Annotated in this window: 19 protein-coding genes; 9 read left to right on the top strand and 10 right to left on the bottom strand. The window is 70.5% G+C overall.

Features of this window, described 5'->3' with window-relative positions:
• Nucleotides 1-10 precede the first annotated feature (10 nt).
• Nucleotides 11-1,315: a poly-beta-1,6-N-acetyl-D-glucosamine synthase gene (gene pgaC, locus AACL56_RS28410; protein WP_339093344.1), complete on the top strand. Its 1,305-nt coding sequence runs from the start codon at nucleotides 11-13 to the stop codon at nucleotides 1,313-1,315.
• On the top strand, nucleotides 1,272-1,874 hold the full coding sequence (locus AACL56_RS28405; protein WP_339093343.1) for a poly-beta-1,6-N-acetyl-D-glucosamine biosynthesis protein PgaD: 603 nt from the start codon (nucleotides 1,272-1,274) through the stop codon (nucleotides 1,872-1,874). Before pgaC ends, AACL56_RS28405 begins: the two co-directional genes overlap by 44 nt.
• A 13-nt stretch (nucleotides 1,875-1,887) precedes the next feature.
• Here AACL56_RS28405 and AACL56_RS28400 read toward each other — a convergent pair whose 3' ends face one another.
• The 5 genes from AACL56_RS28400 to AACL56_RS28380 are packed head-to-tail and all read right to left on the bottom strand — an operon-like array spanning nucleotide 1,888 to nucleotide 6,858.
• Entirely contained in the window at nucleotides 1,888-2,670 is a 783-nt protein-coding gene (locus AACL56_RS28400) for a citryl-CoA lyase (protein ID WP_339093342.1), read from the bottom strand.
• Between the two features lie 19 nt (nucleotides 2,671-2,689).
• Nucleotides 2,690-3,433, bottom strand: coding sequence for an SDR family oxidoreductase (locus AACL56_RS28395; protein ID WP_339093341.1), 744 nt, complete (start codon nucleotides 3,431-3,433; stop codon nucleotides 2,690-2,692).
• Nucleotides 3,430-4,977, bottom strand: a complete 1,548-nt coding sequence (locus tag AACL56_RS28390) for a class I adenylate-forming enzyme family protein (protein ID WP_339093340.1) — start codon at nucleotides 4,975-4,977, stop codon at nucleotides 3,430-3,432. Before AACL56_RS28390 ends, AACL56_RS28395 begins: the two co-directional genes overlap by 4 nt.
• Before the next feature lie 16 nt (nucleotides 4,978-4,993).
• A complete protein-coding gene (locus AACL56_RS28385) occupies nucleotides 4,994-5,983 on the bottom strand; it encodes a tripartite tricarboxylate transporter substrate binding protein (protein ID WP_339093338.1) in 990 nt (329 codons plus the stop codon).
• A 41-nt stretch (nucleotides 5,984-6,024) separates the two neighbouring features.
• The gene (locus AACL56_RS28380; RefSeq protein WP_339093337.1) at nucleotides 6,025-6,858 is read right to left on the bottom strand and encodes an SDR family NAD(P)-dependent oxidoreductase; all 834 of its coding nucleotides are present in this window, start codon (nucleotides 6,856-6,858) and stop codon (nucleotides 6,025-6,027) included.
• A gap of 68 nt (nucleotides 6,859-6,926) precedes the next feature.
• Here AACL56_RS28380 and AACL56_RS28375 point away from each other — a divergent pair, with 68 nt between their 5' ends.
• Complete coding sequence (locus tag AACL56_RS28375; protein ID WP_339093336.1) at nucleotides 6,927-8,030, top strand: substrate-binding domain-containing protein; 1,104 nt, start codon at nucleotides 6,927-6,929, stop codon at nucleotides 8,028-8,030.
• Here the strand turns inward: AACL56_RS28375 and AACL56_RS28370 are convergent.
• From AACL56_RS28370 to AACL56_RS28350, 5 genes are read right to left on the bottom strand one after another with little or no spacing between them, the layout of a single operon-like run.
• Nucleotides 7,984-8,799, bottom strand: a complete 816-nt coding sequence (locus AACL56_RS28370; RefSeq protein ID WP_339093335.1) for an SDR family NAD(P)-dependent oxidoreductase — start codon at nucleotides 8,797-8,799, stop codon at nucleotides 7,984-7,986. The genes AACL56_RS28375 and AACL56_RS28370 overlap by 47 nt on opposite strands.
• 51 nt (nucleotides 8,800-8,850) lie before the next feature.
• Nucleotides 8,851-9,657, bottom strand: a complete 807-nt coding sequence (locus AACL56_RS28365; protein ID WP_339093334.1) for an enoyl-CoA hydratase/isomerase family protein — start codon at nucleotides 9,655-9,657, stop codon at nucleotides 8,851-8,853.
• Between the two features lie 28 nt (nucleotides 9,658-9,685).
• The gene (locus AACL56_RS28360) at nucleotides 9,686-10,843 is read right to left on the bottom strand and encodes a thiolase family protein (protein WP_339093333.1); all 1,158 of its coding nucleotides are present in this window, start codon (nucleotides 10,841-10,843) and stop codon (nucleotides 9,686-9,688) included.
• Nucleotides 10,840-11,268, bottom strand: a complete 429-nt coding sequence (locus AACL56_RS28355) for a Zn-ribbon domain-containing OB-fold protein (protein WP_339093331.1) — start codon at nucleotides 11,266-11,268, stop codon at nucleotides 10,840-10,842. Before AACL56_RS28355 ends, AACL56_RS28360 begins: the two co-directional genes overlap by 4 nt.
• 27 nt (nucleotides 11,269-11,295) lie before the next feature.
• Complete coding sequence (locus AACL56_RS28350) at nucleotides 11,296-12,288, bottom strand: Bug family tripartite tricarboxylate transporter substrate binding protein (RefSeq protein ID WP_339093330.1); 993 nt, start codon at nucleotides 12,286-12,288, stop codon at nucleotides 11,296-11,298.
• 194 nt (nucleotides 12,289-12,482) lie between these two features.
• On the opposite strand from AACL56_RS28350, the gene AACL56_RS28345 reads away from it, so the two are divergent.
• Genes AACL56_RS28345 through AACL56_RS28320 form a run of 6 tightly spaced genes read left to right on the top strand, consistent with a single transcriptional unit; the run spans nucleotide 12,483 to nucleotide 19,676 of the window.
• Nucleotides 12,483-13,247: an IclR family transcriptional regulator gene (locus AACL56_RS28345; RefSeq protein ID WP_339093329.1), complete on the top strand. Its 765-nt coding sequence runs from the start codon at nucleotides 12,483-12,485 to the stop codon at nucleotides 13,245-13,247.
• A gap of 59 nt (nucleotides 13,248-13,306) precedes the next feature.
• A complete protein-coding gene (locus AACL56_RS28340; RefSeq protein WP_339093328.1) occupies nucleotides 13,307-14,455 on the top strand; it encodes an acyl-CoA dehydrogenase family protein in 1,149 nt (382 codons plus the stop codon).
• 17 nt (nucleotides 14,456-14,472) lie between these two features.
• Nucleotides 14,473-16,611 carry an acetate--CoA ligase family protein gene (locus tag AACL56_RS28335; protein ID WP_339093326.1) on the top strand — a complete coding sequence of 713 codons (2,139 nt, stop codon included), beginning with the start codon at nucleotides 14,473-14,475 and terminating at the stop codon, nucleotides 16,609-16,611.
• Nucleotides 16,608-17,720: a CaiB/BaiF CoA transferase family protein gene (locus tag AACL56_RS28330; protein ID WP_339093324.1), complete on the top strand. Its 1,113-nt coding sequence runs from the start codon at nucleotides 16,608-16,610 to the stop codon at nucleotides 17,718-17,720. The genes AACL56_RS28335 and AACL56_RS28330 overlap by 4 nt, the downstream gene beginning before the upstream one ends.
• 4 nt (nucleotides 17,721-17,724) lie before the next feature.
• Nucleotides 17,725-18,723, top strand: coding sequence for an NAD(P)H-dependent flavin oxidoreductase (locus tag AACL56_RS28325; protein ID WP_339093322.1), 999 nt, complete (start codon nucleotides 17,725-17,727; stop codon nucleotides 18,721-18,723).
• Nucleotides 18,720-19,676, top strand: coding sequence for an NAD(P)H-dependent flavin oxidoreductase (locus AACL56_RS28320; protein ID WP_339093321.1), 957 nt, complete (start codon nucleotides 18,720-18,722; stop codon nucleotides 19,674-19,676). The genes AACL56_RS28325 and AACL56_RS28320 overlap by 4 nt, the downstream gene beginning before the upstream one ends.
• Nucleotides 19,677-19,722: the final 46 nt, after the last annotated feature.

Here is a 19,722-nt window from a genome sequence, read left to right as displayed (position 1 = left end):
GGGCCGCCGCATGAATCCCGACTTCTTCGGCGCCGGTGTCGTCCGGGCCCTGCTCGACTACGTCTTCTACTACCCCTTCATCGCGGCTTACGTGTGGATGGCCGGCGGCATCGCGCACGCGCTGGTGTTCGAGCGCCGCCGCCACCTGCGCATGGACCCGCTGCCGCTGCTGCCCGAGATGCCGCTGGTGAGCGTGATCGTGCCCTGCTTCAACGAGGGCGCGCAGGTGCAGGAGGTGATCGAGCAGCTCATGCGCAGCCGCTATCCGAACTACGAGGTGATCGCCATCAACGATGGCAGCAGCGACGACACCGGCGAGGTGCTCGACGCGCTGGCCGAACGCCATGCCGCACTGCGCGTGGTGCACCATGCACGCAACCAGGGCAAGGCCGTCGCGCTGAACACCGCGGCCGTGCTGGCCAACGGCGAGTACATCCTGGGTGTCGACGGCGATGCGCTGGTCGACCCCGACGCCATCGCCTGGATGCTCACGCACCTGCTGCATTCGGAGCGCGTCGGCGCGGTCACCGGCAACCCGCGCATCCGCACGCGCACCACGCTGCTCGGGCGCATGCAGGTCGGCGAGTTCTCGTCGAACATCGGGCTCATCAAGCGCACGCAGCAACTGGCGGGGCGGCTCTTCACGGTGTCGGGCGTGCTGTCGATGTTCCGCCGCAGGGCGCTGCTCGACGTCCAGTTCTGGAGCTCGGACGTCATGACCGAGGACATCGACATCAGCTGGAAGCTGCAGCTGCAGGGCTGGCGCGTGCGCTACGAGCCGCGCGCGCTGTGCTGGATCCTCATGCCCGAGACCGTGCGCGGTCTCTACCGCCAGCGCCAGCGCTGGGCCACCGGCGGCATCCAGACCCTGCTGCGCTATGCGGGGCAGGTGATCAGGCCGCGCAACTTCATGATGTGGCCCGTGTTCGCAGAGTACCTCGCGAGCGTGGTGTGGGCCTACGCCATGTTCTGCGTGCTGGTGCTCGCGCTGGTGAGGCGCTTCCTGCCGCCCGAGTGGCAGTACGTGGGTTTCTGGCCCGAATGGCACGGGATGCTGCTCGGCATCACCTGCATGCTGCAGATGTTCGTCAGCCTGTGGATCGACCGCCACTACGACCGCAACATCCTGCGCTATCTCGTCTGGACCATCTGGTACCCGCTTGCCTTCTGGATGATCAACATGTTCACCACGGTCGTGGCCTTGCCGGTCACGCTCCTGCGGCGCAAGGGCAAGCGCGCCAGGTGGACCAGCCCCGACCGAGGAGTCGCCCATGAAAAACCCGCAGCAGCTATCCGTTCCATCGAACACGAATGAGCGCCCGCAAGGCGCCGAAGCCCCGCTTCCGCCGCGCCAGCGCGGGTGGGCGGAACCGCAGGAGGAAACGCCGGTGCTCGACGCCGCGCGCGTGCCGCTGAGCGCGTTCATGCGCAACAAGTCCATGCCCAACGCGGTGGCCACCTATGCCTGGCTGCGCGTCGGGCGGCCGGTGCTGCTGGTGCTGTTCTGGGCGGCCGTGGCCTTGTACGCCTGGCGCCATTTCTTCCATGTGGAGCAGGTGCGGCAGGACAACGGCCTGCTCGTCATCTACGGGCTGTGCGCGCTCGGCATCCTGGCAGGGATGCTGCTGCTCGCGCCGGCGCGCCGGCGTGCGATCCGCGACGAGCAGATGCCCGAACGCGGCGACGACAGCACGGTGGCGCAGCTGGCCGAGTACTCCTTGCTCGAGCCGCGCAATCTGTCGCTGTGGCAGCGCGCGAGGCGCCTGGAGGTGCAGCACGACCGTGACGGGCGCGTGACCGCCGCGGCCGACCTCGACACCGAACCCGCGTTGCTGACGCCCTCGGGCCAGCTCGCGCCCCGGCGCAAGGCCTGAGCGCTTCGCTTCTTCAGCGCTCGGGCGGCAGCACGTTGCGCGCGTCCTGCCGCAGCACCAGGTCCCAGACCTGCTGCCCCGTCGGCGACGAGCGTTCCTCGACCACGTGCGCCACCAGCCCGGCGGCGCGCCCGATGAGCGCGAGGCCGCGGCCCAGCAGCGGGTCGAGCCCCATGTCGGCCAGCACCGCGCCGTTGGCGCCGGCCGCGTTCAGCGGCAGGTGCCGGCCATGGCGCTCGCGCAGCTCCTCGGTGATGGCCAGCGCCAGGCGCCAGTGCCGGCCGAAGTAGCCGTTTTCCTTCGACACCGCCATGAGCGTCGGCACGCGCGGATCGCCGTCGACATGGATCGGGTGGCCGATGCCGGGAATCGACCTGCGCGCCGCGCGGTACTCGCTCACCACCTGCGCCGCCCGCGCTCGCACGGTGTCGTCGTCGGCGTCGTCCGCCAGCGAGGCGGCCTCGCGCACCAGGATCTCGCTGACGTTCTGCACGGTGCCCAGGAAGTTGTTGCCCGCGCCCAGCAGCCCGGCCGCGACCGCGCCCTGCAGCGACTCGGGCGCGCCGAGCCAGGTCAGCCGCGCCGTGATGGCGCTGGGCGTGAGCCCGTGGTCCGCGGCCGTGACCAGCAGCAGGTTGACCATGTTCTTCTCGCGCGGCTCGGGCGTGCGGCCGAAGGTCACCAGCCAGATCATCTCCACGAAGTCGAGCTTGCCGAGGATCTCGGTGGACAGGTTGCGCCCGCGCACCCAGATGGTGTCGGGCGTGGTGTAGCCGATGTCGGTCTTGATGGGCATGCGTGCTCCGGACGATCGTTCAGCCGGCGAGGCCGACCGTGATGCCGCCGCACACGTAGAGCACCTGGCCCGTCATGAACGACGCCATCGGGTGCATGAAGCCGCCCACGGCGTGCGCCACCTCGGCGGGCTCGCCGAAGCGCTGCACCGGGATGCCCTGCGCGATGCGCTGCGTGCGCGGGCTGTCGGCCGGGTTCGCGGCCTTGAAGGCCGCGGTGGCGATGGGGCCGGGCGCCACCGCATTCACCGTGATGCCCTGCGGCGCCAGTTCGAGCGCCCAGGTGCGCGTGAGCGCGTTGAGCGCGCCCTTGGCGGCCGCATAGCCACTGCGCAGTTCCTTGCCCAGCGCCGCGCGGCTCGTGATGTTGACGATGCGGCCGTGCCCGGCCGCGCGCATCGCGGGCAGCACGGCCTGCGTGCACTGCAGCGCGGCGCGCGCGGTGACAGCGAGCTGCAGGTCGAAGTCGTCGAGCGAGGTGTCCTCGATGGGCGCGGGGCGGATCGCTGCCACGTTGTTCACCAGGCCGGTGAGCGCGCGGCGCGCAGTGACCTGCGACAGCGCTTCGGCCAGCGCGGCACGGTCGCCCATGTCGACGCGCACGAACTCGCCCGAGCTGCCGTCGGGCGGTGGCTGGATGTCGAAGTTCACCACCTCCCAGCCCGCTGCGATCAGGTTGTGGCAGATGGCCAGGCCGATGCCCGAGGAACCGCCGGTGACCAGCGCGTGGCGCGGTGCGGCATCTTGTGTGTGCTGTGGTGTCATGGGGTGGTCTTCGTGGGGGTTTCCTGCATGCGCCGGACGATGTCCGCGCGCGCGTCCTTCTTCGAGACCTTGCCGTTCGCGGTGCGCGGCAGCTGCTCGAAGAAGTGCACGGCCTTCGGCGTCTTCACCGGGTCGAGCCGCGCGCGAACCCAGGCGACGAGCTCCTCCTGCGTGGCCTGCCCGCCTGCGCGCAGCTGCACCGCGGCATGCACCGCCTCGCCCCACTTGTCGTCGTCGATGCCGATCACGGCGCAGTCGTACACCGCGGGGTGCTGGCCGAGCGCGTTCTCCACGTCGGTCGGGTAGACGTTGAAGCCGCCCGTGATGATCATGTCGCGCACCCGGTCCTTCAGGAACAGGAACCCGCGCTCATCCAGGTAGCCGCCGTCGCCGGTGCGCAGCCAGCCGTCGTGGAAGGTCTCGGCGGTCTTCTCGGGCTGCTTCCAGTAGCCTGACATCAGCAGGTCGCCGCGCACCACCACCTCGCCGGTCTCGCCGGTGGGCAGCAGCCGGCCGTCGGCATCCATGATCGCGATCTCCGTCATCAGCGCGGCACGGCCGACCGAGTCGAGGTTGCGCGCGTCGACCAGGTCCTGCACCGGCATGTACGAGATGATGGCCGGCGCCTCGGTCTGGCCGTAGCCGGTCTCCACATGGCCGAACACCTGCTGCGCTTCCAGGATCTTGTCGCGCCGCATCGGCGCGGCGGCGTACACGAAGTGGCGCAGCGCCGACCAGTCGCGCGTGCGCGCGGTCTCGTCCTCGAGCAGGCTGTAGATCAGCGTGGGCGGCATGAACACCGCGGTGACGCGGTCGTGCTCGAGCTGGTCGAGCACGTCGCGCGGCCGGGTGGAGGTCGGCAGCAGCACCGTGCCGCCGCAGCCGAGCACCGGCAGCAGGAAGGTCGAGGTGCCGTGCGTGATCGAGGCCACCGCCAGGTAGCGTTCGTTCTCGTCGAGCCGCATGGCATGCATGATCGACACGATGGTGGTGTTCCACGCGCGGTAGCTCTGCATCACGCCCTTGGGCGCGCCGGTGGTGCCGCCGGTGAACTTGATGGCCTGGGTCTCGCCGAGGTCGTGGCGCACGGTCTCGGGCTTGCGGCCGCGGTATTCGGCGACGAGCGCGCCGAGTTCGCAGACGGTGCCTTGCGCCGCATGCGCGGCATCCTGCGGCACGTAGCGGATGCGGCGTGCCGTCGTGCCCGCCACCTTGTCTTCGAGACCCGCTTCGGCCACCACCAGCGCGGCCTCGGTGAACTCGACGATGCGGCCGAGTTCGGCCTTGCCGGCGCGCGGATTCAGCGGCACCCAGATGCGGCCCGCGAGCAGCGTGGCGAACAGCGCGACGACGTGCGATATGTGGTTGCCCGCGCAGATCGCAATGCGCCCGCGCGGGTCGGGCACCAGCGCCTGGAAGGCGGTGGCCAGCGCTTCGGTGCGCGCGAGCAGTTCGGCATAGCCGATCTCGCCCTCGGGGCCTGAGACGGCGATCTTGTCGGGATGGCGCCGCGCGCTGCGCAGCAGGAAATCGATGGGACGCATGGGTGTTCCTGGCGCCTCACTCGGCCTTGGCGCCGGACACGCGAACGATCTCGGCCCACTTGTCGTATTCCTTGCGCACGAAGGCGTCGAATGCGGGCTGCGCCATCTCGGGCGCGTCGGCGCCCAGGTCGCGGTAGCGCGCCTTCACCTTGTCGGTGCGCAGCGCCTTCTCCACCTCGTCGTGCAGCCGCTGCGTCACCGCCGCGGGCACGCCGGCCGGCACGAACAGGCCGGACCACGCCGTCGATTCGTAGCCCCGCACGCCAGCCTCCGCCATAGTCGGCACGTCGGGCAGCGACGGCGAGCGCTTCGTGCCGGTCACCGCGAGCGCGCGCAGCGAGCCCTTGGCGATGTGCGGCAGCGAGGTCGGCAGGTTGTCGAACATCAGGTCGATCTGCCCGCCGATCAGGTCGGTGAGCGCCGCCGCGCCGCCGCGGTACGGCACGTGCAGGATGCTGACCTTCGCGAGGTGCTTGTAGAGCTCGCCCGACAGGTGGATGCTGCTGCCGTTGCCCGACGAGCCCATGCTCAGCTTGCCGGGCTTGCTTTTGGCCAGCGCCGTGAGTTCGGCCACCGACTTCACGGGCAGCGACGGGTTCACCACCAGCACGTTGGGCACCGAGCCCACCATGGCCACCGGCGTGAAGGCCTTGCGCGTGTCGTAGGGCAGGTTGCCGTACAGCGTCGGGTTGATCGCGTGCGTGCCGACGGTGCCCAGCAGCATCGTGTAGCCGTCGGGTGCGGCCGAGGCCACTTCGCGCGCGCCGATGTTGCCGCCCGCGCCGGGCCGGTTGTCGACGATCACCGGCTGGCCGAGCGACTGCGCCAGCTCCGCGCCGATGAGCCGCGCGAACAGGTCGGCGGCGCCGCCGGGCGGGAAGGGGACGACGAGGCGGATCGGCTTGGCGGGCCAGGCCGCCGCGGCCGGTTGCGACCAGGCGGCGGGTGCGCACAGCGTGGCGCATGCGGCGGCTGCCGCGAGTGCGATGAGGGCTCTTCGGTTCAAGGGAATGTCTCCGGAAATGCGGGAAGGAATGCAGAAGCGAATCAGGCGCCGTGCGCGGGCGCTCGCGCGATGCCGTGGCGCAGCCCGCCGTCGACCGCCAGTTCGGTGGCATTGACGTAGGCGGCCTCGTCCGAGAGCAGGAAGCACACGGCGTTGGCGATGTCCCACGCCGTGCCCTGGCGGCCGAAGGGCAGCGGGCCGGCAGCGCGGCCCGGGCGTGCCGCGCTGGCCGCGCGCCCCATGGGCGTGTCGATCAGGCCGGCGCGCACGATGTTGGCGCGGATGTCCTGCGGGTGCGCTTCGAGCGCGGTCGCGCGGCACAGCGCCGAAAGCCCGGCCTTCGAGCTCTCGTAGGCAGGGTTGCGGCCCGCGGGCATCTCGGCAGCGAGCGACGACACGAAGACGATCGCGCCGCCGCTGTTCATGGCCGGCAGCGCGGCCTGGGCGCACAGTGCGTGGCCGCGCAGGTTCACGCCGAAGATCGTGTCCCAGCTTTCGGGCGTGATGTCGCGCAGCGGCTTGCGGTCGCTGATGCCCGCGTTCAGCACGAGGCCGTCGATGCCGATGCCGCGCTGCGCCAGTCCGTCGAAGAGGGCGCGGATGTCTTCGGGCCGCGCGATGTCGGCGGTGAGCGCGAAGGCGATGCCGCCGTGCGAGGTGATGTCGGTCACGACATGCGACGCCGCCTCGGCCGAGCGGTCGGCGCACAGCACGCGCGCGCCGCCGGCCGCGAGCCGCAGACAGATCGCGCGGCCGTTGCCCACGGGTTCGTCCGCACCGCCGCCGGCCTGGCCGCCGCCGATCACCAGCATCGTGCGGCCCGCGAAGCGTGCGTTGGCCGGCTTCGGGTCGCTAAAATATGGAAACGTTTTCATAACGCAGCCGAGGCTAAGAGATGCCCTGGGCGGCGGCAAGCCATGGAACGTTTTCATAAGGGAAAACAATGAGCGGTGAATCGGCGGAAATGGGCAGGTCGGTGTCGCTGCGCGACGTGGCGGCCGCCTCGGGCGCGTCCATCGCGAGCGTGTCGCGGGTGCTGAACAACAGCGGCTACGTCAGCGCGGATGTGCGCCGCCGGGTGGAGCGCGCGGTCGAGGCCACGGGCTATGTGCCCAACTTCAATGCCAGGCACCTGAAGACCGGACGCAGCAAGGCGGTCGGGTTCATGGTGTCGAACATGGCCAACCCGTTCCTGTCGGCCTTCTTCGCCGCGGTCGAGATCCGCATGCAGGCGGCGGGTTTTTCGCTGCTGGTCGCGAGCACCTACGACCAGCCCGCGCGCGAGAAGGAACTGCTCACGCTGTTCGAGAACCGCCGGCTCGAAGGGATCATCGCCTCGCCGAGCCTGGAAGGACTGCCACGCGATGCCGACCCCTACGCGCGCTGCAAGCTGCCGCTGGTCATCGTCGACCGCGAGGTCGACTGCGACGGCGACGTGGTCTACCAGGACCATCGCCAGGGCGTGGCAAAGGCGGTCGACTACCTCGCATCGCTCGGCCACCGCCGCATCGCGATGTTCGGCCCGAGCGTGGCCATCCGGCCGGGCCGCGAGAAGCTGCTGGGCTATCAGGACGGCCTGGCGCGCAACGGCCTGCCCTTCGACGACGCGCTGGTCTGCATGCTGAGTTCGGCCGTGCAGTCGTCGGAGGCGCAGATGGCCCGCATGCTCGAGCTGCCGGCCCCGCCCACCGCATTGATCGCGCTCGGCACGCGGCTGCTGTCGGGCGCGCTGCGCAGCGTGCGCGCCGCCGGCCGTCGCATTCCGCAGGACCTGTCGGTGGTGGGCATCGGCACCGACGACGCCTTCGCGCTCATGCATCCCGCGCTGACCACCCTGCGCTTCAACATCGACGAGGCCGCGCAGGCCGCGGCCCACCTCATGCTCGACCGGCTCGACGGCAAGGCCGCGGCCGCTTCCGCGCCGCGCAAGGTGACCATCGGGCTCGACCTCGTGCTGGGCGCCTCCTGCATGGCGCCGCAGGCCGCGGCCGTTCCCGCGCCTACACCATCGCGAAGCCGCCCGACGCGCCGATCGTCTGCCCCGTGATGAACAGCGAGCGGTCGGACGCGAGGAACGCGACCAGGCCCGAGATGTCCTCGGGCCGCGAGAGCCGGCCCACACCCTTGGAGATCGGGTAGACGTTCAGCATCTTGCCCAGCCGCTCGTCGTTCTCCACCGTCGCGTGGATGTTGAGCGGGCCGTCCTTGATGCCTGCGTGGGAGACCGCGCCCAGCGCCACCGAGTTCACCGTGATGGCGTGGCGGCCGTGCTCGCGCGCCAGCGCCTTGCCGAAGCCCGCGATCGCGGCCTTGGCGCCCGAGTACACCGCCATGTTGGCTTCGCCGATGCGCCCGGCCTCCGAGATGATGTTGACGATGCGCCCGCTCTTGCGCTCGACCATGCCCGGCAGCACGCTGCGGCAGCAGTTCATGGTGCCGTAGACGTTGAGGTTGACGATCTTGGCCCAGTCCACCGTGGGCATGTCGAGGAAGGGCGGCGTGCGCCCGCCCTTCTCGCGGCGCTCGGGAATGATGCCGGCGTTGTTCACCAGCACCGTCACCGGCGCGTCGAAGTGCGTCATGCCCTTGGCGACCATGGCCTCGACCTCTTCGGCGCGCGTGATGTCCGCAGGCGCCGCCAGCGCCTGGCCGCCCGAGGCGGCGATCTCCGCGGCCACGGCCTGCGCGCGTTCGGCGAACAGGTCGTTGACGATCACGCGCGCGCCTTCGGCCGCGAGCTCGATGCAGATCTGGCGCCCCACGCCCTGTCCGCCGCCGGTCACGAGCGCGACCTTGCCTTCCAATCCGAGTTTCATGTGTGTTCCTTGAGGTGGTCGTTCTGAAGAAGAGTGAATGGGGAAGCCGCTTCAGCGGCCGGTGAACACCGGCTTGCGCTTCTCGACGAACGCCCGCATGCCTTCCTTGCGGTCCTCGCTGTCGATGATCATGGCGGCCGCATAGCGCTCGTACTCGAGGCCCGAGTCGAGGTCGGTCTGCATGCCGCGGTTGATGGCGCGCTTGGCGAAACGCACCGCCAGCGGCGGATGCTCCGCAATGCGCTGCGCGAGCGCGAAGGACTGCGTCATCAGCTCGGCCTGCGGCACCACGCGGCTCACGATGCCGTAGCGCAGCGCGGTGTCGGCGTCGACCAGGTCGGCGGTCAGGATCAGTTCCTTCGCGCGCGCCTCGCCGATCAGCCGAGGCAGTCGCTGCGTGCCGCCCGCCGCGGGAATCACGCCGAGCTTGATCTCGGGCAGGCCGAAGCGCGCGCTATCGGCGGCGATGCGGATGTCGCAACACAGCGCGATCTCCAGTCCGCCGCCGAGCGCCACGCCGTTGATGGCGGCGATCACCGGCTTCTCGAATTCCTCGATGTTGCGGAACAGGTCGTGCGTGGCCTTCTGCGCCACGAAGTAGTCGGTGCCGGCGGCCTGGCTGCCGGCGCGCTCCTTGATGTCGGCGCCCGCGCAGAAGGCGCGGTCGCCGCTGCCGGTGACGAGCACGGCGCGCACGCGATCGTCGGCGCGCGCATGCTCGAAGAAGGCGCGCGCGAGGTCGGGCTTCATCGAACCGCCGAGCGTGTTCATGCGGTCGGGGCGGTTGAGCGTGACGATGGCGACGTTGTCGCGCACCTCGTACAGCAGCGTGTCGAGCGTGGGAGGGGATGCGGTCATGGAGGGGTCTTTCTTTCGTTGCTTGCGTTCAGGCCTGTACCGCCGACAGCACGTGCGCGATGCCCACCGAGCCGAGGCCGATCATGTGGGCCATGCCCCAGCGCGCGCCGGGGTGCTGGCGGCCTTCGGCCTCGCCGCGGATCTGCCGCGTGATCTCGGCGATCTGCCCGATGCCGGTCGGCCCGAGCGGGTGGCCCATGCCGATCAGCCCGCCCGAGGCGTTGATCGCGCAGCGCCCGCCGATCTGCGAGTCGCCGCGCGCCAGGTAGGCCGCGCCTTCGCCCGGCGCACACACGCCGATGGCCTCGCTGTAGAGCAGCTCCTCGACCGAGAAGGCGTCGTGCAGCTCGAGCAGGTCGAGTTGCGTGGCGGCGATGCCGGCCTGCGCGAGTGCGCCCTGCGCGCTGCTGCGCACGAGGTCGATCGGCCCTTCGCCGTACACCGTTTCGTCGCGCTCGCTGTTGGCGAAGGACGCGCGCACGCGCACGCAGCGCTTCGGGTCGAGGCCGAGCCGCTGCAGCGCGCGGCCCGACACCAGCAGCACCGCCGCCGCGCCGTCGCCGCGCGGGCAGCACTGCTGCACCGTGAGGTCGCCCGCCACCTTCGGCGAGGCCAGCACCTGCTCGAGCGTGCGCGGCTTGCGGAACTGCGCGTACGGGTTGCGCGCGGCATTGCCGTGGTTCTTCACCGCCACGCCGGCCATTGCTTCGATGCCGGCGCCGCGCTCGCGCAGGTAGCTGCGTGCCATCAGCGCGAACTTGACCGCGGGAATGGTGGCGGTGTCGCTCAGGCGTTCGAGCCCGTCCTTGTTGGCGGCGCGTCGGCCGTCGCCGTGCTTGTCCACGCCCATGGCAAGCACCACGTCGCTGATGCCGCCCGACACCTCCATGCAGGCCTGGCGGAACGCGAACGAGCCCGAGGCCGACGCGTTCTCCACCTGCGTGACCGACAGGCCGGTCGAGCCCAAGTGCCGGAACATGACGCGGCCCGCCGCCATGCCGATGGACGTGGTGCCGACGAACGCGGACTGAACCTGCTTCCAGTCGAGGCCCGCGTCGGCCAGCGCGCCGCGCACCGCCGCCAGGCCCAGGTGGGTGTAGGGCGTCTCGCTCGGGAACTGGTAGGGATGCAGCCCGATGCCCGCGACGTAGACGCCGCCGTTGCCGTCGATCCAGTTGCCGGTCATCGCGCGGCCTCCTGCTCGGGCACGAACGCGCAACCGTAGCGCTCGCCTCCGGCCAGCGGCACCGCGACCGCGCGCAGCGCCATGCCGGGGCTCAGCATGCCTTCGTCGTTCACCGCGATCACGCCTTCCTCGACCACCTGCGGCGCGATGCGGATGTCGCCCGCGATGCTCGGTGCCGGCATGCCCGGCACCAGCGGCACGTGCAGGGTCACGTATTCCAGCAGCGTGCCGCCGCCGGGCCGCGCGACCGGTGCGTTATCGCCGGCCGGGTGGCCGCAGTGCATGCAGCCCGGCGCATTGGCGGGAAAGCTCAGCGCATGGCAGGCAGGGCACTGCGCGAAGAGGAAGTCGAGCGAGCGGCCGTCGGCCGCCAGCCGGTAGAGGGATGGCCGCTGGGGCGTCATCCGGGTCAGGTCTTGGGTCATGGGTCTGGTGAAGAAAAAAACGGAAACTCACTCCAGCTTGGCGCCGGATTCCTGGACGACCTCGCGCCAGCGGACCATCTCGGTCTTGACGAAATCGCCCAGCCTGGCGTCGCGCAGGTCCTTCAGCGGCACGCTGCCGAACTTCTCGGTGACCTGCTGCATCTCGGGGTCCGCGATGGCCAGCGCGATGGCATCGCCCAGGCGCTTCACGATGTCGGGCGGCGTCTTCGCGGGCACGAACACCGCGCTCCATGCGGTGGACTCGGCCTTGGGGAAGCCGAGCTCGCTCACGCTCGGGATCTCGGGGGCGATGGTCAGCCGGGTCTTGCCGGTGACGGCCAGCGGCTTGAGCTTGCCGGCCTTCACGAACGGCATCACCACCACCGGGTAGTCGAACATCAGGTCGAGGTTGCCGGCCATGAGGTCGGTGAGCGCAGGGCTGCTGCCCTTGTAGGGCACGTGGGTCATCTTGGTGCCTGTGGCCACCTGGAACAGCTCGGCCGTCAGGTGCGTGCCGGTGCCCGGCCCGGCCGAGCCGAAGTTGAGCTTGCCCGGGTTGGCCTTCGCATAGGCGATCAGCTCCGGCACCGTCTTGAACGGCCGCGACGGGTTGACCACCAGGATCAGCGGCGTCTCGGACATCGCGTGCACCGGCACGAAGTCCTTCACCGGGTCGTAGCGGATGTTCTTGTAGAGCGCCAGGTTCGCGGCCTGCGTGCCCTGGGTGCCGTAGATCATGGTGTAGCCGTCCGGCGGCTGGCGCGATGCCGCCTCCACGCCGATCGAGCCGCCGGCGCCGGGCCGGTTGTCCACCACCACCGGCTGTCCGAGCTTGTCGCCCACGATCTTCGCCAGCACGCGCGAGGTGTTGTCGGTGATGCCGCCGGGCGTGAACGGCACGACGAAGGTGATCGGCCGGTTCGGCCAGGTGTCGTTCGCCGCATGCGCGGCTCCCAGCGTCGCGGCGGCCGCCGCGGCCGCGCACAGCCCGGCGAGCGCCTTCTTCCAGAACTTGTCCATGCATGTCTCCAGTTGGTTTTCGGCCTCGTTTATCTACGAGTAATCGCAATATACTTCGACCATTCGTAGAAAAACAAGAGGAGATTTGCCGATGATTCGATCATGGCGTCACCGGATACTCCAATCCAGGAATGAATAGATCTGCCTCTTGCTCCGCTAATATTCGTGCTTGTCTACGAAATATCGGAGGAAATATGCCCACACTCGTCCCCGCCGCCGCCCGCACCATGTCCTTGCTGGAACTGTTCGCCCGAGAAAAGCGCGAGCTCTCCAACTCCGACCTCGCGCGGCTGATGGACCTGCCCGAGAGCAGCTGCTCCGACCTGCTGCACACGCTGCACGAGCTCGGCTACCTGCTGCGCACCGCGCGCAGCCGGCGCTTCTATCCCACGGCGCGGCTGCTGTCGGTGGCCCGCGAGATCTCGTCGAGCGACCCGCTCTACGCCGTGGCGTCCGAGGCCGCCGAACTGCTGCGCGACAAGACCGGCGAGACCGGGCTGTGCGGCCGCGTCGAGGGCGGCGTGGTGAAGGTGCTGGCCTTCACCGAGGGCCGGCACCCGCTGCGCTACATGCAGAACGTGGGCGACAAGCTCAGCCTGCACGTGTCGGCGCTCGGCAAGGCGGTGCTCGCGCTCGGCACGCCCGAAGAGGCGGCGCGGCAGCTGCGGCTGAAGCCGCTGCGCAAGATCGCCGAAGGCACCATCGTCGACCTCGACGCGCTCGAGGCGCAGGTCGCGCAGGCGCGCGCGCAGGGCTGGATCTGGGTCGAGAACGAGGGCGGCGACGGCCTCTCCGCGCTCGCCGTGGCGGGCTACGTGGGCGGCGAGCCCATGGCCCTGTCCGTGGCCGGCCCCACCGACCGGCTGCGCCAGCAGCGCGAACCCTTTCTCGCGGCCCTGCAGGAAGTGCAGGCCCTCGTCTTTCGTCCACGCAACGCCAGGGAGCCCGGCACCACGTAGCCCACGTGGCGCACGGGCGCAGCGCGCCCCTTTTCCATCCAACCTCAGGAGACAGCCAGATGAGTTTCACCCTTGACGCCGACCAGGCGCTGTTGCGCGACAGCATTCGCCGCTTCATGAAGAGCGAAGTGGCGCCGCTGATCGCGAAGCACGACGTCGAGCGCAGCTTTCCTTTCGAGATCCTGAAGGAACTGGCGCAGTTCGGCTACATCGGCGGGCGGCTGTCCGAAGAGGAAGGCGGCATGGGCATGGACCAGCTCACCTGGGCGATGCTGATGGAGGAGGCCGGCTACGCGTGGCTGTCGCTGCGCACCATGCTCAACATCACCAACGGGCCGATCCACAAGATCGCGGCCGAAGGCACGCCGGCGCAGAAGGAGCGCTTCCTGAAGCCGCTGCTGGCCTCGCAGCGCCGCTGCTTCACCGCCATCAGCGAGCCGGGCACCGGCTCGAACATCGCGCAGATCCAGACCCGTGCGGACCTGAAGGACGACCACTACGTGCTCAATGGCCGCAAGCTCTGGATCACCAATGGCGCCTTCGCCGACTTCGGCATCGTCGTGGCGCGCACCTACAGCGCCGACTGCCAGGGCCAGCTGTCGACCTTCCTGGTCGAGCGCGAGGAGTCGCCCTACGAGGTGCGCCGCGTCGACACCATGGTGCTGCGCAGCACCGGCACGGCCGAGCTGAACTTCGACAACGTGAAGGTGCCGCGCGCCAACCTCATCGGCGAGGAGGGCAGCGCGCTCAAGCGCATGCTGGTGGGCCTGGACAGCGCGCGCGTGAACATCGCGATGGGCGCGGTCGGCGCGGCGCAGTCGGCGCTCGACCTGTCGATCGACTACGCGCGCACGCGCACCCAGTTCGGTAAGCCGATCGGCAGCTTCCAGCTGGTGCAGAAGCTCATCGTCGACATGACGGTGCGCGTGGAAGCCGCACGCGCGCTGGGCCTGCGCGCGGCTGCCGCGCTCGACTCGGCGCACGACGCGCGCATGGCCTGCTCGATCGCCAAGCTGTATGCCACCGAGGCTGCGCACGAGGTGGCCAGCATGGCGCTGCAGGTGCACGGCGGCCTGGGCTATTCCACCGACTATCCGATCGAGCGCATCTTCCGCGACACGCGCGGCGGGACCATCCCCGAAGGCACCACCGAAGTACAGACGCTGATCGTCGGGCGCGAGATCCTCGGCATGTCGGCCATCGCCTGAACCGGGGACCACGCACCATGGAAACCACCCAACAGAACCGCCCGGCCGACCTGTCGCGTCTGATCGACCCGCGTTCCATCGCGCTCGTCGGCGCTTCCGACCGCGAAGGCAGCATCGGCGAACGCACCCTCACCAACCTGCTCACGCATTCGGAGTTCGGCGGCGACGTCTATCTCGTGAACCCCGGCAAGACGGAAATCCGCGGCCACCGCTGCTGGCCCAGCGTGGCGTCGCTGCCCGAGACGCCCGACGTGGCCGTGGTCGCCGTGCCTGCAAGCGGGGTGCTCGAGGTCATCGAGCAATGCACCGCGCGCGGCGTGGGCTTCGCGGTCATCCTGAGTTCCGGCTTCGGCGAGGCCGGCGCCGAGGGCGAGCGCGAGCAGCAGCGCATGAAGGAGATCGCCGCGCGCGGCGGCCTGCGGCTGTACGGCCCCAACTGCCCCGGCCTGACCAACGTGAACAGGCGGCTCGGCCTGACCTTCTCGCCCTCGTTCCCGCACGACCTCACCAAGGGGCCGATCGGCCTCGCCACGCAGGGCGGGGGGCTCGGGCGCAACGTGATGCAGGCGATGGAGCGCGGCATCGGCATCGGCCTGTGGGCCTCCACCGGCAACGAGGTCGACCTGCAGGTGGCCGACTTCATCCACTACATGGCGGACGCGCCCGACATCAAGGTGATCGTCACGCTGCTCGAAGGCATCAAGGACGGTCCGAAGTTCGTCGCGGCCGTGCAGCGCGCGGCGGCCAACGGCAAGCCGGTGATCGGATTGAAGGTGGGCCGGTCGGAGTACGGCCGCCGCGCCGCGCAGTCGCACACCGCGTCGCTGACCGGGTCGGCCGAGGTCAACAGCGCGGTGTTCCGCCAGTTCGGCGTGATCGAGGTCGACGACATCGACGAACTGGTCGACACCGCGTGGCTGTTCGCCCGCGCCATGCCGGGCGCGCAGGACGCGCTGGGCATCTATTGCTCCTCGGGCGGCACCGCCGCGCTCGCGGCCGATGCGGTGGGCTCGGCCGGGCTCACGCTGGCGGCCTTCACGCCCGAGACCACGGCGGTGCTGCGCGCCAAGCTGCCCGACTTCGCGGCCATCGGCAATCCGGTGGACACCACCGCGATGGTGCTCAGCGACAAGACCGTGGTGGAGACCACGCTGGGCTGCGTGGCCAACGACGCCAACCTGGGCCTGACGATCGTCCCCATCGCGCTCGACTACGGCGAGACCACCACGCGCATGGCCGACAACATCATCAATGCGCAGAAGGGCTGTGCCGCGCCCATCGTGCCGATCTGGATGAGCGACCGGCTCGGCGAGGGCTACCAGCGCCTCGTGGCGGCCGGCTTTGCGCCGCCGCGCTCGGTGGGCAAGGCGATCTCGGCGATCCGCCGATGGGTGGAGTACGGCCGCTGGAAGCGCGCGAACCCCGAGATCGAGCCGGTGGCGCTGCCGCCGCTTGCGGCCCCTCTCGCCGAAGGCGCGACGCGCAGCCTTTCCGAAACCCAGGCCAAGCAGCGCCTGCGCGAGGCCGGCGTGACGCTGCTGCCGAACGTGCTGGCCACGTCGGCCGAGGAGGCGCGCGCCCTGGCCGACCGCATGGGCTACCCCGTGGTCGCGAAGATCGCAAGCGCGCAGATCGTGCACAAGTCGGACATCGGCGGCGTGAAGGTCGGCCTGCAGGACGGCGCGGAAGTGGTCGCGGCATGGCGCGACATCATGGCCTCGGCGGCGCGGCACCAGCCCGACGCGAAGATCGACGGCCTGCTGATCGAGAAGATGGCGCCGCGCGGCGGCGTCGAGCTGATGATCGGCGTCACGCGCGACCCCGTGTTCGGCCACGTCATGACCTTCGGCCTCGGCGGCATCTACATCGAGATCTTCCGCGACGTCACGCGCCGCCTGCTGCCCATCGGCCCGCGCGACGCGGCGGCGATGGTGCGGGAGATGCGCTGCTTTCCGCTGCTCGACGGCGCGCGCGGCCGGCCGGCCGCCGACGTGGCCGCGCTCGAGCAGCTGCTGGTGCGCATCTCGGACTTCGTGGTGCGCCACGGCGAGCGCCTCGAGGAGATGGACCTGAACCCCGTGTGGGTCGGCGCCAAGGGCGAAGGCGCGATGCCGCTCGATGCGGTGATCGTCGAGCGCACGGAAGGCGCGGCATGACGGGGCAGGCTGCCCAGCCGGGGCCGCCGCTCGACGGCCTCGTCGTCGTCGACTTCAGCGAACTGCTGCCGGGCCCTTTCTTCACGCAGAGCCTGGCCGAGCTCGGCGCGCGCGTCGTGAAGATCGAACGCCCGCCCGGCGGCGACAACGTGCGCCGCATGGGACCCGGCGTGTTCGAGGCGGTGAACCGCGGCAAGCAGAGCCTGCTGGCCGACCTGAAGGACGAGGCGCAGCGCGCCGAGGTCCGCGCGCTCATCGCCACGGCCGATGTGGTGGTGGAGTCGTACCGGCCCGGCGTGATGGCGCGGCTGGGGCTCGATGCGGCCAGCCTGCTTGCCGAGTTTCCGCGGCTCGTCTATGTGTCCTTGAGCGGCTACGGGCAGGAAGGGCCGTGGGCCGACCTGCCGGGCCACGACATCAACTACCTCGCCGCCGCGGGCGTGCTCGCGGTGTCGGGCGTGCCCGGTCAGGGCCCCGCGCAGAGCTTCGGCCTGCCGGTGGCCGACCTGTGCGGTGCCATGTATGCGCTGTCGTCGACGCTTGCGGCGCTCTATCAGCGCCAGCACACCGGCCGGGGCCAGCACCTCGACGTGGCGCTGGCCGACTGCGCGCTGCACTGGATGAACCCGCGCGTGGGCGCCTACCGCGAGGCCGGCGCCACCACGCTCGATGCACAGCGCGAGGCCACGCTGGTGAAGCCCGCGTATGGCGCCTTCGCCTGCCGCGACGGGCGGCACGTGTCCATCGCCGCGCTCGAGGACCACTTCTGGCTGCGCCTGTGCGAGGCGCTCGATCTCGCACCCTATGGCGGCGAGGCCTTCCGCCCGATGAAGGCGCGCAAGGCGGCGGCGGGCGCGATCAATGCGCGCATTGCCGAAGTGCTCGCGGACAGGGACGCGGACGAGGTCTTCGCCCTGCTGCAGCGGCACGACGTGCCCGCCGCGCCGGTGGTCGAGCCTTCGCATGTGGCCGGCGTGGCGCAGTTCGCGCAACGCGGCAAGTTCGAGGAGGGCGCGGTGCTGCCGGTGGCGCGCTACCCGGTGCCGATGGCCGGCGTGGTGCCCGGCGGGCTCGGCGGTGCGCCGGCGCTCGACAGCGCGCGGAGCTGATGCCATGGCACCGGCCTTCGCCACGCGCATCACCGAACTCTTCGGCATCGAGCACCCGATCCTCGGCGGCGGGCTGATGTGGCTCTCCGACGCGAACTACGTCGCCGCGCTGGTCAACGCCGGCTGCATGGGGTTCATCACCCCGCGGTCGTTCGACAGCGACGCGCAGTTCGCGCAGGCGCTGGTGCAGTGCGCAGCGCTCACCGGCGGCAAGCCCTTCGGCGTGAACCTCACGCTGTCGAGCCGCCCCGAGGCCAACGCGGCCGTGCGGCGCTGGCTCGACATCGCGCTGGCGCACGGCGTGCGCTTCTTCGAGACCGCGGGCTACGCGCCCACCGAGCTCATCGGCACGCTGCACGAGGCAGGTGCGGTCGTGCTTCACAAGGCGCCGAGCATCCGCCATGCGCTGTCGGCCGAGCGCGCGGGCGCCGATGCCGTGGCGCTCATCGGCATGGAGGAGGGCGGCCATCCCGGAACCAACGAATTGCCCACCATGCTCATGGGCGCGCTGGCCGTGGACCAGTTCCGCGTGCCCGTGGTGCTCGGCGGCGGCATCGGGCATGGCCGCCAGCTGGCGGCGGTGCTGGCGCAGGGCCACGAGGGCGTGATGATGGGCAGCCGCTTCCTGGTGTGCGAGGAAATCGGCGCGCACCGCGGCTACAAGGAGCATCTGCTCGGCTGCGACGAGCATTCCACCGTGCGGTTGCTGCACACGCTGGGCAACACCTGGCGCGTGCTGCGCAACGACACCGCGCGCCGCATCGACGAGATCGAACGCGCCGGCGCGGCGGACCACGCGGCCTTCGGCGACCTGATCAGCGGCCATGTGGCGCGCGACCACTGCTATGCGCAGGGCGACTGGCAGCGCGGCATGCTGTCGCTCGGACCGTCCATCGCCTTCGCGAAGCGCATCGAGCCGCTGGCCGCGATCGTGGCGCAGCTGCTGGAAGAGGCGCGCGCCGCGCTCGGCCGGCTCTCCTCGCTGGCGAGGGCCGCGGCATGACGAAACGACGACTGCCATTTCTCGACCGGCTCGCGGTGCCGGTCGTCGCGGCGCCGATGCTGCGCGTGTCGGGCATCGAGCTGGTGTCGGCCGCATGCCGCGCCGGCGTGGTGGGTGCGTTTCCCACGGCCAACTGTGCATCGCTCGACGAATTCGATGCGTGGTTGCGGCGGCTGGGCGACGAGGCGAAGGCGGCCGAGGCAACCGGGCGTGCGCACGGGCCGTACTGTCCGAACCTCATCATGCGGCGCGATCCTGCCAAGGTAAGGGCCGAGGTGGCGCTCATCGTGCGGCACCGTGCCGAGGTGGTGATCACCAGCGTGGGCTCGCCGGCCTCGGTGATACCGGCGTTGCACGACGGCGGCTGCCTGGTGCTGGCGGACGTGGCCTCGGTCCACCATGCCGAGCGCGCCATCGAGGCTGGCGCCGACGGACTGGTGCTGCTCACTGCGGGCGCCGGCGGCCATACCGGCTGGGCCAATCCCTTTGCTTTCGTGCGCGCAGTGCGCGCCCTCTTCGATGGCCCCGTGGTGCTGGCGGGCGGCCTGTCCGACGGGCTCGCGCTGCGCGCCGCCACCGTGCTCGGCTGCGACCTCGGCTCGATGGGCACGCGGTTCATCGCCACGCGCGAGAGCCTCGGCTCCGTGCCCTACAAGCAGATGCTGGCCCGAAGCTCTCTCGACGACGTGATGACCACGCGCGCTTTCACCGGCCTGCCCGCGAACTTCCTGCGGCCGTCGGTGGTCCAGGCGGGGCTCGACCCGGCGTCGCTCGACGAGACGGTGTCCGTGCAGGAGGCGCGCAGCCGCTTCGGCGGCGGCTCCGAAGGCGCCGTGATCCAGCGCTGGGCCGACCTGTGGAGCGCAGGGCATTCCGTGTCGGGCGTCACGGGGCTGCCGGCGGTGGACGAACTGGTGCAGGCGTTGCGCGCGGAGTTTCTCGGCGGCGGTTGAGCGCTGCGGCGGCCGTGCGGCGTGGTGCGCGAGCAGGAATCCGGCA

The sequence above is a fragment of the Variovorax paradoxus genome, assembly GCF_902712855.1.
GTDB lineage: Bacteria > Pseudomonadota > Gammaproteobacteria > Burkholderiales > Burkholderiaceae_C > Variovorax > Variovorax paradoxus_Q.
Note: the sequence above shows the minus strand (reverse complement) of the source record. Positions and strands in the feature narration are given on the sequence as shown.